This is a genomic window from Arthrobacter sp. UYCu512, from assembly GCF_040547075.1.
Lineage (GTDB): Bacteria > Actinomycetota > Actinomycetes > Actinomycetales > Micrococcaceae > Arthrobacter.
This window is the reverse complement of sequence record NZ_JBEPPA010000020.1, coordinates 38717-51736: the sequence shown is the minus strand read 5'-3', so window position 1 is coordinate 51736 and position 13020 is coordinate 38717. Positions and strand designations below refer to the sequence as shown.

Here is a 13020-nt window from a genome sequence, read left to right as displayed (position 1 = left end):
TCTCCCGCACCCCGCAGTCCTGCGCACGCCACAACGCGATGTCCTCGCGGTCACTTGAGGACAGATACCGCCCGGACAGTGTCGGGGCCAGCTGAGGATTCACACCGCCAGCGTGCAGGAACCAGCGATGCGCCACTGGTTCTGACACGCCCGCCGCGACGCCGGCGTCCCTGGTCTTCGCACCGGAGGCGATCGCGACCCAGAACCGTACCCGGTCCTCGCGCCAAGCCACTGACGGCCGACCCGGCGAAGGGATATGCCCCCGATACGCCCGTACCTCCTTCTGACGACTTCGAACCGACATCCAACACCTCCGTGATCAGGTGTTGCTTCGATCGGTTGAATACGCCCAATACACGTCCCGGGAAATGGGCGCCTGGTGCACCGGCAACGGCGTCCGGCAGTCGATGGGAGCCACCGGGGTCTGCTGGGATAACGCCGTCGCAGAGTCGGCGTTCTCGTCCCTGAAAAACGAGTTCTACCACCACCACAGCTTCGCCACCCGCCAGGACGCCCGCCGGGCGACCATGCGCTATATCGAGGTGTTCTTCAACCGCTGGCGGCCCCACACCAACAACGCCGGCCTGCCACCAGCGACAGCAATGGCGAAATTCACCACCCACCAGCAGCCGCTACCTGCGGCCGCCTGACCAAAACGAAACTACGCGACTGTCTCACATCCTTGACACACCTCAGTGTTGACCCAGCTCGGCACCTGCTCGTTCGTGACCCGCCAGCAGAACGTTGTCTTCCAGGGGTTCACCGGGTCGGGGAAGTCGTATCTGGGCTGCGCGATCGCCAAACGCGCCTGCGAACACCGCATCCGCGCCTACTACGTCCGGATGCCCGACCTCGAGGAAGCCTGGGTCGCCGCCCAGGACGCCACCGGCGGCGCCGGCAAGTTCCTGCGGAAGTATGCCGCCTTCACGCTGCTGGTGATCGACGAGTGGTTACTGGACCGGCCGACGGAATCGATGCGGACAATGCTGCTGGAGTTGATGGAGCGCCGTTACGGCGAGACATCGACGGTGTTCTGCACCCAGTATCAGCAGAAGGACTGGCACCAGCGCCTCGGCTCCGGTGTTCACGCCGACGCGATCATGGACCGCATCATCCACAACACCGTCTGGGTCGAGACGGGCACCTACAACATGAGGGAGCAGACCGCCCTCACCAGCGCTTAACGATCGGGCCGAGAGCCAGTGGCTCCCAACCACACCACCACTGGCTCTCCTCCGCACGATCGCTGGCTCTGAACCGCACGATCGGGTGGCTCCCAAGGCATCAAATACTCAATGAGCAGCTCCACGCCGGCCACCCGGCCCCGGAACTGCTCTCAATTTCCAACTAAAAACGTCTCCACAAAACCCGGGCTTGACAATTGCTCCGTTTCGCTCGGGCGGGGCGGGTGCCTGACGTACCGGCTTCCCTCTCCCCCACCATGTTTTTTGCCTGCTGGCGGAGCATCGCATAGCTGTGCCCGACGGAGCCGGGGCATGCCGAACGGCCAGCAGCGGATGGATTGTGTGAGGAAATAAGCGCAGCGCCGAGCGCAAGGGATCCGGTGCGCTGCCGACCGCAAGACGGTTGCGCCGGTGGAGCGGGCACGTACGATCCGCAGGAGAGCAGCAAAAAAGACAAGAATGCTTGAGCTGCCCGAGCGAAGCGAGCCCCTCATCGCCCGTGCCCTCCGCCCGGGCCGGGTCTTCGACGATACGTCGAAGGCCGCAAAATCGCCCTGATCACCGCCTGGCGCCCGCAGCGCCGGAGCGGCTCTGCATGGGCTGGCGCCGGCGACCATCCGAATTCGGGGGCGAGGCTCAGATCTCTCAGTCGCTGGGATCCGGGGAACGCAGATCCCGTTCGCCGATGTCTGCTGCGCCGAGCGCGTCAGCAGCCGGGCTGTGTGCCGCATCGTGTAGACGGACGCTCAGCTCGGGGTGGTGCAAATCCAGCGCGGGACGTTCCGAGCGGATCCGAGGCAGTGAGGTGAAGTTGTGACGCGGCGGCGGGCAGGACGTGGCCCACTCAAGAGATGCTCCGAAGCCCCAGGGGTCATCCACTTCGACCCGCTCGTTGCTGCGCCAGGTGATATAGACGTTCCAGAAGAACGGGATCATGGACGCGCCGAGGAGGAAGGACGAGATGGTGGAGAACTGGTTCATCCACATGAAGTTGTCCTGGGGCATGTAGTCCGCGTAGCGGCGCGGCATCCCCGAGACTCCGAGCCAGTGCTGGATGAGGAAGGTTCCGTGGAAGCCGAGGAACAGCATCCAGAAGTGGATCTTGCCGAGGCGTTCGTTGAGCATTTTGCCGGTCCACTTGGGCCACCAGAAGTAGAAGCCGGCGAACATCGCGAACACGACGGTGCCGAAGACCACGTAGTGGAAGTGCGCGACAACGAAGTAGCTGTCGGTTACATGGAAGTCCAGTGGCGGGGAGGCCAGGATGACACCCGTCAGGCCCCCGAAGAGGAACGTCGCCAAGAAACCAATGCTCCACAGCATGGGGGTCTCGAGGGTGATGGAACCGCCCCACATGGTGCCGATCCAGTTGAAGAACTTCACGCCGGTTGGGACGGCGATCAGCATCGTCATGAAGGAGAAGAAAGGCAGCATCACCGATCCGGTGACGTACATGTGGTGCGCCCACACGGTCACGGACAGCGCAGCGATGGCGATCGTTGCGTAAACGAGGCCCTTGTAACCGAAAATCGGCTTGCGGCTGAAGACCGGGAAGATCTCCGAGACGATGCCGAAGAACGGCAGCGCGATGATGTAGACCTCGGGGTGGCCGAAGAACCAGAACAGGTGCTGCCAGAGGACGGCGCCGCCGTTCTCCGGGTCATAGATGTGCGCGCCGAAGCGGCGGTCCGCGCCGAGGGCGAACAGGGCCGCGGCCAGCGGCGGGAACGCCATCAGGACCAGGATGGAGGTGACGAGGGTGTTCCAGGTGAAGATCGGCATCCGCCACATGGTCATGCCCGGGGCGCGCATGCAGATGATCGTGGTGATGAAGTTGACCGCGCCGAGGATGGTGCCGAAGCCGGTGAGCGCCAGTCCGAAGACCCAGAGGTCTCCGCCCACGCCGGGGCTGAACGTCGTGTTGGACAGCGGTGCGTAACCGGTCCAACCAAAGGATGCCGCGCCCTGCGGGGTGATGAAGCCGGACACCGCGATCGTGGAGCCGAAGAGGAAGAACCAGAAGGCCAGTGCGTTCAGCCGCGGGAACGCGACGTCGGGGGCACCGATCTGCAGCGGCATGATCACGTTGGCGAAGCCGGCGAACAGCGGCGTCGCGAACATCAGCAGCATGACCGTGCCGTGCATGGTGAAGAGCTGGTTGTACTGCTCCTTGGTCTGCAGGATCTGCATGCCGGGCTCAAACAGCTCCGCCCGGATAACCAGAGCCATCACGCCGCCGAGACAGAAGAAAGTAAAGGAGGCGATCAGGTACATATACCCGATGGTCTTATGGTCGGTCGAGGTGATCCAGTTGACAACCAGCCGGCCCTTTGATCTGGGCACTGGAGATGTTCCTGTGATTGCGGCAGCGTCTATCTGGTTCACAGCCATAGCGGCCTCCCATGACTCCTAGTGCCCCTGCTGCCACACCGGCAGGGAACCCCTTTCACTCGACCGTAGCCACGCAGGGTCCTCCCCGCAAGGGCCAAACCGCACTCTCTTGGAGGAAGAGGCATATCGGGACGCGCGCCGACCGTCTCCGAGGTTCCCCACGCAACCTTTTGTTGTCCTGTCGGGGGCCCTCAGCGCGGGCGTCGGGGGCTGGTTAGAACCCAGCCGGTGATCCCGCCGAGCAGGGTGAGACCTGGGACAAGATTCCACGACAGACCTTGAAGCTCCCGGATCCACCCCGGGCTTGCTTCCAACACAGGCGTAATCAGCAGGTAGACAACCGATGCCAGGACGAAGCCTGCTGTCCCGCCTCCGAGGGCACCCCACAGCCTCCGACGGTGTTCTCCCCTCTTCGGCGCCAAGGTGACTTCGTTGTAGAACGTAAGCATCCAGCCAAAGGAGACGAATCCTGTCCTGCCATCACCGCCACGGACCATGGTGCTGCGACGACTATTACAACTCGCCACCGGCATATCGGGCGCAAAATTATGCCCCGGCACCACAGCAGTATCCGCCACGGGGGTATGCTCCCGTGCCTCCGGAGTCCCGCCGCCCCACCCCCACAGGGATCAGGAAGAACTCAGCAGTTACCTCGAATATCTCGAAAGCGAACTCGCGCAGGTTCGGGAAAGAATTGCCACCACGAATCCGGACGCCGAAAAGACGAACTAGGGTTGGCTGTCCACGGTGGTTCCGCGCCCGCCCGGGCATTTGACCCTGCCCCGACCACCTCACTCGGTCACTCGGGCAATGCCCTGAGAAGGTGGAGACAGTGGTTACCGCCAGGCGAACGATCGATGGAAAAGGCAAGACGGAGTGCGGATCGTGGATGGCCTCCGATGCCATTTGCGCAGTGGGCCTCGATACTCCCCCGTACAGCTAGTCCTCGTGTCTCTTGTCTTCCACCCAGATGTGGCCCTGTGCGTCGCGCTCCACTTCCATGTCGGCTATTTGTTCGTCCGACGCCACTTCCGCATCGTCGTGCCTGTGAACGACGGGCGTGGTTGGGTCGCCCCTGTCAGCCGGTCCGAACACGCTCCTAAGACGGCCCGTCGCGTGCATGAATTTGTCTACGAACCGTGGCTTACTCACCATTCAACCTCCAGTCAATATCGCTCAGATCTGAGTCAGCGTATGGTGGTCCGGCAACATCTGCATAGAGTCGAACGACCGTCCCAGCACGACTACGCCCATGGCCGGGGTACCAGGGAACACTCACGGAAAAGGCTGGACGTCAACGCTCATGGCCTAATCGGACGGAATATTTTTCTTTCCGCGCCGTTGGGCCCGGGAGAAGACAGGGCAGGACGACAGCCTTTCGGTCATGGTTCTCTTCAGATAGCAAAAAGTGCTCCGCAACCATGACCGGTCTGCTCTCCGGTCCGCCAGCCTCCTCGGTGCTCTCAAGCTCGAGCGGGACCACGATTCCCGCACCGATGGATCCCCAGTCCATGAAGCTCTGAGGCAGCGACATCCGCCCTGACGACCCTGAGGTGCTGCTCCGGATCTACTGGGACGGCTTCAGCTCCGCAGACGTTTCCGACCTGCTTAACACCCCTCCTCGGTCCAGGCCACCGTGCAGATGGCATCCTTCGATTCCAACGACGACAACCGCGACGCGCACGTCAAGAGCCCGGATTTCTTCGACGCCCCCAGCAGTACCCGCACATGACCTTCAAAGCCACCCAGGCCCAGGGCACCCCGAGAAACTTCAAGCTCACCGGCGACCTGACCATCAAGAACACCACCTGCCGGTGGAGTAGCCAGAGGACCAATACCAAGCTCTGGGCCTTGGCAGCGGAACTGACGGAGACGGCCACGGCCGGACAGATCCGGCAGACACTGGAGCAGTGGGGCATTTTCACCCTGTAGGCAAGACTCCCGCTGGCTGACACGAACGGACGCGGTCGTGTCAGGCGCACAAAATCCCGGCGGACCTGGTCGCTTCTGCCACTATCCCCCGCGCCGCTCTCCCCCCGGGAGTGGCCAGACAGGCCCGGTGCCGCACGGTGCTGACTTCAGGTGTCGGAGGGACCCGTACGGAGTGGGGACCGGCGGCGGGCTGGGGGAACCACGCGGTATGGGGGAACCGCTGGCTCTTCCGTCGCCGGCCTGCTTCAAGTCTACGCCCGGGGCGTTGGACGGTGATGGGCCGCTCAGGGTTGGGATGCCGCACCGTCATGGGAACGTGACGTCCCTGTCGCGCAGCCGCCCCGGCCTGGCCGAGGTCATTTCCGGACGTCAAGGGCAAAGTCTGATCCCGGCAACGAGCGGGCGGCAGGGTTCGCCTAAGGGAGGGCGCGCGTAGCCTTTACTGCCGGTAACCTTCTACTTCCTTGGCAGGCCGGGCGACCGCATCACCGGGGTCAGCCCCGGCAGTTTCTTTGGCCCTGCGCTGGCGCAGCAGATCCCAGCACTGGTCAAGGTCCTCCTCCACCCGCCGCAACCTGGCCCTGCGTTGCTCGTACGCCCCGTCCGCATCCCCGGGCTCAGGCCGCGCTGCCGCCGATTCGCGGAGCTGGTGTTCCTCGGCGACCAGGACCTGGATCCGGTCCAGGATGTCCTGATTATCCATCTCTGCCACTCCCTGATTCTTCCTTCGGGGACAACCTGTGGGAGCACCGCTCTCAAGACCCCACCGCCGCCGTTTCTGCTGCCGGGTCCGGGCCGGATCCGGCCGTCCTTTCTGCGCGGCCCTTAGGGCCTGAAGGTCGGGTCAGGATCCGGCGTCAGGGGTCCGGGACCGGGAGCTGGATCCGGTTCCGGACCGGGACCGGGACCGGGACCGGGAGGAAAGGGATTTGTTGGGTCGGGGGAACCTGGTGTTGGCTCCGGCTGGGGAGGAAACGGTGCAGGCTCTCGTTGCGGCGGCATGGTCATGGGTTACTCCTTGGATTGGTCCGGGTACGGGCCGTCCGGATGGCAGTTCAGGATACGTCCGGGGAAGGGTAAAGAAAACAGTGTCACTGGTGAATCCGGACGGCCAGGGCTTGGACGGTGTCCCTTGAGGGCGCTGTCATGCGTGACGTTCGACGCCGCGATTCACCCGTCGCCGGCCAGCCGTTCCCGGCAGCCCTGCCGCGCTGGGATCTGTCCATGGTCCGTCCCGCACAAACGACCAGTGCCCGCCCGGGTGCTGCTATTGTCGAGTCCGGACATCACATTGGATGGATGTTCTCCGCCTGCGGGCCCTTCGGACCAGGGGTGATGTCAAACTGGACTTTCTGGTTCTCGTCCAGGGAGCGGTAGCCGCTGCTGGCGATTGCGGAGTAGTGGGCGAAGACATCCGCTGACCCGTCGTCGGGGGAGATGAAGCCGAAACCCTTCTCGGCGTTAAACCATTTAACCGTGCCTGTTGCCATCGTTGCGTCCTTCGGTGACTGTGCTTCTCCGCCGGCTCTCAGGGCAGGCGCGGCGGAAGGTATCTTCCGCTGCCCCCAAGCTACGGGCCCGGAACCTGCCGTGCAAGGGTCAAGACTGCCGGGGCCGCATCAGTGAGCGCCACAGCCATGAGGATGGCCAGGTACAGGGCCGGCAAAGACCCGCTGATCCGGAATCGGCGGGCCGTGGAGATCCCGGATGCGTCGCGGCTGGTACTTGCACGCGGGCTGGGAGCAATCCACACCATCGACGCATCAATCGTGCAGGATATCCCTGCTGAATCCGGAAGTAGGCCGCGGTGCGGATGCCGCAATTGGAGCAACCGGTAAAACCAAAGTCCTGGAGCAAGCCATCTTGTCGACATCGGCATGCGGACTTCAGCCCGCTTCAACGGTGGTCAGGCGTGTTTTCCCGGTTGGCTCGCGGTCGGTAGGGCGTCCGGGATCCGCGGTTTCGTGTTTCCTGTGAAGGTGAACGTCGCGTCATCGCCCTCGCCGTCAACATCGACGGCGATGATCTGGCCGGGCTTGATTTCGCCGAAGAGGATCTTCTCGGAGAGCTGGTTCTCGATCTCGCGCTGGATGGTGCGGCGCAGCGGGCGGGCACCCATGGCGGGGTCGTAGCCTCGGGTTGCCAGCAGCATCCTGGCCGCGGTGGTGAGCTCGATGCCCATGTCCTTGTCCGCCAGGCGCAGCTCCAGCCGGCCCACGAACATGTCCACGATCTCGATGATCTCGTCCTGGGTGAGTTGAGGGAAGACCACAACGTCGTCCACACGGTTCAGGAACTCGGGGCGGAAGTGGGCCTTGAGTTCCTCGGTGACCCGGGCGCGCATCCGGTTGTAGCCGGTCTGGGTGTCCGTGCCGGACTGGAAGCCGGTGGCGACGCTCTTGGAGATGTCCCGGGTGCCGAGGTTGGTGGTCATGATGATCACGGTGTTCTTGAAGTCCACGACACGGCCCTGGGAGTCGGTCAGGCGGCCGTCTTCCAGGATCTGCAGGAGCGAGTTGAAGAGGTCCGGGTGGGCTTTTTCCACTTCGTCGAACAGCACCACGGAGAACGGACGGCGACGGACCTTCTCGGTCAGCTGCCCGCCCTCCTCGTAGCCCACATAGCCCGGAGGGGCACCGAAGAGACGCGACACCGTGTGCTTCTCCGAGTACTCGGACATATCCAGGGTGATCAGGGCATCTTCCTCACCGAACAGGAATTCGGCCAGTGCCTTGGCGAGCTCAGTCTTACCGACACCGGTGGGGCCGGCAAAGATGAACGAACCACCCGGACGCTTCGGGTCCTTCAGACCCGCACGGGTACGGCGGATCGCCCGCGAAACCGACCTGATCGCCTCGTCCTGGCCCACCACGCGCCGGTGCAGCTCATCTTCCATCCTCAGCAGGCGCGAGGACTCCTCCTCAGTGAGCTTGAAGACCGGGATGCCCGTCGAATTCGCCAGCACCTCGGCGATCAGATCCTCATCAACTTCGGAGATATCGTCCAGACCGCCCGCCTTCCACTGGCGTTCCTTCTCTCTACGCACGGTCACGAGTTTCTGCTCCTGATCGCGCAACGAAGCGGCACCCTCGTAGTCCTCCGCATCCAACGCGGACTCCTTCGCCATTTTCAGCGCGGCGATGCGCTCGTCCATGACCTTGAGCTCCGGCGGGGCGCTCATCCGCCGGATGCGCAGCCGTGCGCCGGCCTCATCGATCAGGTCGATCGCCTTGTCCGGCAGGAAACGGTCCGAGACGTAACGCGCCGAGAGGGTCGCCGCGGCGACCAGCGCACCGTCGGTGATGGTGACGCGGTGGTGCGCCTCGTACCGGTCACGGAGACCCTTGAGGATCTCGATCGCGTCGGCGACGGAGGGCTCCTTGACCTGGATCGGCTGGAAACGGCGCTCCAGCGCAGCATCCTTTTCGATGTGCTTGCGGTACTCGTCCAGCGTGGTCGCACCGATGGTCTGGAGCTCACCGCGGGCCAGCAACGGCTTCAGGATCGACGCCGCATCGATCGCCCCCTCGGCGGCACCGGCACCGACAAGGGTGTGGATCTCATCAATGAACAAGATGATATCGCCGCGGGTGCGGATCTCCTTCAGGACCTTCTTGAGGCGCTCCTCGAAGTCACCGCGGTAACGGGAACCTGCGACCACGGAGCCCAGGTCCAGGGTGTACAGCTGCTTGTCCTTGACGGTCTCGGGCACGTCGCCGCGGACAATCGCCTGGGCCAGACCCTCGACGACGGCGGTCTTGCCCACGCCCGGCTCGCCGATCAGGACAGGGTTGTTCTTCGTCCGGCGGGACAGGACCTGCATAACCCGTTCCATTTCGGATTCGCGCCCGATCACCGGGTCCAGCTTGTTCTCACGCGCAGCCTGGGTCAGGTTGCGGCCGAACTGGTCCAGGACCACGGAACCGGCAGGAATCGCTTCAGCCTGGTCCTGGCCGGGACCGACGCCGGTGGTTTCCTTGCCCTGGTAGCCCGAGAGCATCTGGATGACCTGCTGGCGGACCCGGTTCGGGTCCGCACCGAGCTTGACCAGCACCTGGGCGGCAACACCTTCACCCTCACGGATGAGGCCGAGCAGGATGTGCTCCGTGCCGATGTAGTTGTGTCCCAGCTGCAAGGCCTCCCGGAGCGAGAGCTCCAGGACCTTCTTGGCCCGCGGGGTGAAGGGGATGTGACCGGACGGGGACTGCTGGCCCGGGCCGATGATCTCCTGCACCTGCCCGCGGACGCCCTCGAGCGAAATACTCAAGGACTCAAGAGCCCTGGCCGCAACACCCACACCCTCATGGATCAGACCCAAGAGGATGTGTTCGGTACCAATGTAACCGTGGTTCAGCATGCGTGCCTCTTCCTGGGCAAGCACAACCACGCGACGGGCACGGTCCGTAAATCGCTCAAACATGTCGCCACACTCCTGACTTCCCCCTACCCTGATGCTACGTCGCATCATGCCCACTTTGGGGGCGTTCGCGGCAGGCAGGATATGACAGAGCCAGATCCATGTGACCTTGCCGGTTAGGCGCAGGGTTTTCGCGCCCCTATCCGGCGTTCCACGGCGAGTGGGCTCCGCCGCAATGACACCTCCTTGGATGCCGATTCAATTCCCGCCACCGCGTACGGAACGCATGGTAGATTTAGGCGGCGACACGCATATGAGTCCCTGGCGGCCGGGGTGCCCCGGGTCGTGCGGTTGTTGCTGCATTGACGGCTTGTTCCCCCGGCGCCGGTTCCGGCGCCGGGGGATCAAGCCGGATTGACGACCCGTATTGATAACCCGGTGGGTTCTGTCAGCGGCGCGGTGGTTTGAGGGCTCCGGCCCAGGCGATGACCTGGTCGAAGACCGCGCCCAGGCCCTGTACCGCCCCGGGCGACGGTGTGAAGGTGGTGTAGTTTTCAAACTCCGTAGCCAGACTCCGTAGCCAGAGGCACGGCGACCTGCGCGCGGACATCGGCCATCTGCAGCTCCGCGGCGACGAGCCGCAGATGTTCCACCGCCCGGGTCCCGCCGGTGCCGCCGTAACTGACGAAGCCCGCCGCTTTGTTGTTCCACTCCCGGTATCGGAAAACCAGGGCGTTTTTCAGTGCCGCGGGAACGGAGTGGTTGTATTCCGCGGTGACAAAGACGTACCCGTCGAAGGATCCGATGGCTTCCGCCCGGGCCTTCGTGTGTTCCAGTGACGGCTGGAGCGGTTCATCGAGCAGCGGGAGACCGAAGTCGGCCACATCGACGAGTTCGAACTGCGCATCGGTGCGTTTTGCCGCCTGTTCGTAGACCCAGTCGGCGACGGCTTTCCCCTGCGGCCCGGGCGGGGGCTTCCGAGCACGACCGCTATCGTGAGCATGAAGCCGCGCCTCCCGTCAACTACAGGACTCCTTACCCGTTTAAACACTCCGGGTCTGGCCCTGCTTCCCCGGGACCGGGCCGGCCGGACCTGTCCCGGCCGGGGAGATACGGCGCCGGTCCCCCGAAATCTGCAGGACCGTCCATGGACGGATCAACGTACTCCCCGGGCTCGGGTGGCACTGCCGGTCATGTCGTTGAACCGGCCGGGGAGATGGGACACGTCATGGCACTAATGGACCGTCTCCCCCAATCCCGCGGGGTGGGTGCAGCCGGCGGCTTTTTGCCGGCGGATCCGCGGGCGCATTTCCCTGGGCTGATGGGACAATAGGACAATAGGACAAGGGTCGTGCCCCGGCGCCGGACCGGCGCCGATAGACCCGGCCCAGGACACTAAGGAGGGATCCTGATGGACCCCACCAGCTATGTTGTTGCCGGAATCATCATCGTGCTGCTGTTCATCGTGGCGAAAATGTCCATCCGGATCGTGCGTCAGTATGAGCAGGGCGTGCTCTTCCGGCTCGGCAGGGTCACCGGGGTCAGGATGCCGGGGCTGCGGTTCATCATCCCCGTAATCGACCGCCTTCCGCTGGTCAGCCTGCGGATCGTGACCATGCCGATCCAGTCACAGGGCATCATCACCGAGGACAACGTGAGCGTCGATATTTCCGCGGTGGCCTACTACCGGGTGATCGACGCCGTGAAGTCCGTCGTGGCGATTGAAAACGTCTCGGCAGCCATCAACCAGATCGCCCAGACCACACTGCGGAAAGTCGTCGGCCGGCACAGCCTGGACCAGACGCTCTCGGAAACGGAACGGATCAACAGCGACATCCGCGAGATCCTGGATGCCCTCACACTCGAGTGGGGCGTCGAGGTCACCCTCGTCGAGCTCAAAGACATTCAGCTGCCCGAGAGCATGAAGCGCGCCATGGCCCGCCAGGCCGAGGCCGAGCGGGAGAAGCGGGCCAAGATCATCGCCGCCGAAGGCGAAGCCATCGCTGCGGCCGCCCTCGGGGACGCCTCCGACATCATGATGGCCCACCCGCTGGCCCTGCAGCTGCGCAACCTTCAGTCCCTGGTCGAAATCGGTGTGGACAAGAACACCACCGTCGTTTTCCCTGCCCCCTTGATGAGCACCATCGGGGAACTCTCCGCGTTTCTGGCCCGGGAAAACCAGGCCGCGGCAAGCTCGCAAGGAAAACCACCGGTCCGGGCCGCATACCGCCCGCCGGGGCACAATACGCCCGTTCCGGCCGAAGCAGCCGCCGTGCGCCTCCCGTCGGGCCGCTGACCCGTCGACGTCCATCCCGTCAGAACCCTTGGCGGGGCGGCGGGACCGTGCGACGATCCGTTCATGAATGAAGGAAAGCGCTTCCGCCACGGGCCGATCATGACGGAACTAAAAGGACCGATCAGGCCTCCCGGTGGCGGCCCGGCAGCGCCTGCCACCCAGCCGGCCCGCACGCCAAGGCATGGCCGCGTGCGGAACCACCGGGCCACCACCTCCGGACGAACGCCCGGTGTCGCTAGGCTGCCAGCGGGGCGCCGAAAAGCTCTTCTGCCAGACGGACCAGATGCTCCGGGACGTCTGCGTCCCTGCCGTGGGCGTCGCGGCCCAGAAGGACGGGCTGTCCGCGGGCGGTGCCGGCGAGGTACAGCCCGCATTCATGCATCAGATGCCTCGCACGCAGGTTCGGCGGAAGGTTGATGATTGTCCCCTCGGCGTTGAGGTAAACGTTCCAGTCGCCGCGGGTGATTGACTCATCTCTCCCCGGCCAGCCCCTGCAGGACCTCCCGGCCGGTGTCCAGGGATTCAATCCGGATAGGCTCGCCGAGGGCGGACGTAACCGCGCACAGCGTTCGGAACCGCGCGCCATGCCGGATCCACCACGCCATCCATGACCCTTCGCCACAAACCCGGAACCGCTGTGCCACGGCGGAATACCAGAGATGGCCCGCGACCGGAAAACCCGGTCCTTCAACACATCTGTCAGCTTGCGGGATGCAGCGGGATGTTCCGCCCCGATAATTTGGCTGTGTGAACCGTGTGGGCTGTGAACCGCTCAGTGGCCAAGCCTGCCAGCTACGCCGACGACGTTTGGGGCTGCGGAAGCTTTGATTGACATTCAGGCCGTCAGCAAGTCGCTCCCG

9 protein-coding genes and 3 pseudogenes are annotated in these 13020 nt (G+C 64.2%); 5 read left to right on the top strand and 7 right to left on the bottom strand.

Annotated elements, in window-relative coordinates; genetic code table 11:
• On the bottom strand, positions 1-304 hold a 304-nt coding region (locus ABIB49_RS17155), incomplete at its 3' end, for a helix-turn-helix domain-containing protein (protein ID WP_354157447.1).
• Between the two features lie 46 nt (positions 305-350).
• On the opposite strand from ABIB49_RS17155, the pseudogene ABIB49_RS17150 reads away from it, so the two are divergent.
• Both ABIB49_RS17150 and ABIB49_RS17145 read left to right on the top strand, forming a co-directional pair.
• Positions 351-650 (top strand): annotated as a pseudogene (locus ABIB49_RS17150) (integrase core domain-containing protein); the annotation flags it as partial.
• Between the two features lie 45 nt (positions 651-695).
• Positions 696-1184 (top strand): annotated as a pseudogene (locus ABIB49_RS17145) (ATP-binding protein); the annotation flags it as partial.
• A 645-nt stretch (positions 1185-1829) separates the two neighbouring features.
• On the opposite strand, the gene ctaD reads toward ABIB49_RS17145, so the two are convergent.
• Positions 1830-3575: an aa3-type cytochrome oxidase subunit I gene (ctaD, locus tag ABIB49_RS17140; protein WP_354157445.1), complete on the bottom strand. Its 1746-nt coding sequence runs from the start codon at positions 3573-3575 to the stop codon at positions 1830-1832.
• A 1642-nt stretch (positions 3576-5217) separates the two neighbouring features.
• On the opposite strand from ctaD, the gene ABIB49_RS17135 reads away from it, so the two are divergent.
• Together ABIB49_RS17135 and ABIB49_RS17130 are read left to right on the top strand one after the other, a co-directional pair.
• A complete protein-coding gene (locus ABIB49_RS17135; protein WP_354157444.1) occupies positions 5218-5307 on the top strand; it encodes a YceI family protein in 90 nt (29 codons plus the stop codon).
• Positions 5304-5507, top strand: a complete 204-nt coding sequence (locus ABIB49_RS17130) for a hypothetical protein (RefSeq protein WP_354157443.1) — start codon at positions 5304-5306, stop codon at positions 5505-5507. The genes ABIB49_RS17135 and ABIB49_RS17130 overlap by 4 nt, the downstream gene beginning before the upstream one ends.
• A gap of 439 nt (positions 5508-5946) precedes the next feature.
• Here ABIB49_RS17130 and ABIB49_RS17125 read toward each other — a convergent pair whose 3' ends face one another.
• The 4 genes and pseudogenes from ABIB49_RS17125 to ABIB49_RS17110 all read right to left on the bottom strand — a co-directional run.
• Positions 5947-6210, bottom strand: coding sequence for a DUF2630 family protein (locus ABIB49_RS17125; RefSeq protein WP_354157450.1), 264 nt, complete (start codon positions 6208-6210; stop codon positions 5947-5949).
• A gap of 583 nt (positions 6211-6793) precedes the next feature.
• Positions 6794-6997: a cold-shock protein gene (locus ABIB49_RS17120; protein ID WP_354157442.1), complete on the bottom strand. Its 204-nt coding sequence runs from the start codon at positions 6995-6997 to the stop codon at positions 6794-6796.
• Between the two features lie 416 nt (positions 6998-7413).
• Positions 7414-9927 carry an ATP-dependent Clp protease ATP-binding subunit gene (locus tag ABIB49_RS17115; protein ID WP_354157441.1) on the bottom strand — a complete coding sequence of 838 codons (2514 nt, stop codon included), beginning with the start codon at positions 9925-9927 and terminating at the stop codon, positions 7414-7416.
• A 491-nt stretch (positions 9928-10418) separates the two neighbouring features.
• Positions 10419-10760 (bottom strand): annotated as a pseudogene (locus ABIB49_RS17110) (NADPH-dependent FMN reductase); the annotation flags it as partial.
• 515 nt (positions 10761-11275) lie between these two features.
• Here ABIB49_RS17110 and ABIB49_RS17105 point away from each other — a divergent pair.
• Positions 11276-12160, top strand: a complete 885-nt coding sequence (locus tag ABIB49_RS17105) for a slipin family protein (protein WP_354157440.1) — start codon at positions 11276-11278, stop codon at positions 12158-12160.
• A gap of 235 nt (positions 12161-12395) precedes the next feature.
• Here the strand turns inward: ABIB49_RS17105 and ABIB49_RS17100 are convergent, their stop codons facing one another.
• Positions 12396-12686, bottom strand: coding sequence for a hypothetical protein (locus tag ABIB49_RS17100; RefSeq protein WP_354157439.1), 291 nt, complete (start codon positions 12684-12686; stop codon positions 12396-12398).
• Between the last annotated feature and the right edge of the window lie 334 nt (positions 12687-13020).

Bases quoted from the DNA above. Each gene is read 5' to 3' on its own strand.
- ctaD (WP_354157445.1), bottom strand. From the start codon at position 3,575: ATGGCTGTGAACCAGATAGACGCTGCCGCAATCACAGGAACATCTCCA.
- ABIB49_RS17135 (WP_354157444.1), top strand. From the start codon at position 5,218: ATGGCATCCTTCGATTCCAACGACGACAACCGCGACGCGCACGTCAAG.
- ABIB49_RS17130 (WP_354157443.1), top strand. From the start codon at position 5,304: ATGACCTTCAAAGCCACCCAGGCCCAGGGCACCCCGAGAAACTTCAAG.
- ABIB49_RS17125 (WP_354157450.1), bottom strand. From the start codon at position 6,210: ATGGATAATCAGGACATCCTGGACCGGATCCAGGTCCTGGTCGCCGAG.
- ABIB49_RS17120 (WP_354157442.1), bottom strand. From the start codon at position 6,997: ATGGCAACAGGCACGGTTAAATGGTTTAACGCCGAGAAGGGTTTCGGC.
- ABIB49_RS17115 (WP_354157441.1), bottom strand. From the start codon at position 9,927: ATGTTTGAGCGATTTACGGACCGTGCCCGTCGCGTGGTTGTGCTTGCC.
- ABIB49_RS17105 (WP_354157440.1), top strand. From the start codon at position 11,276: ATGGACCCCACCAGCTATGTTGTTGCCGGAATCATCATCGTGCTGCTG.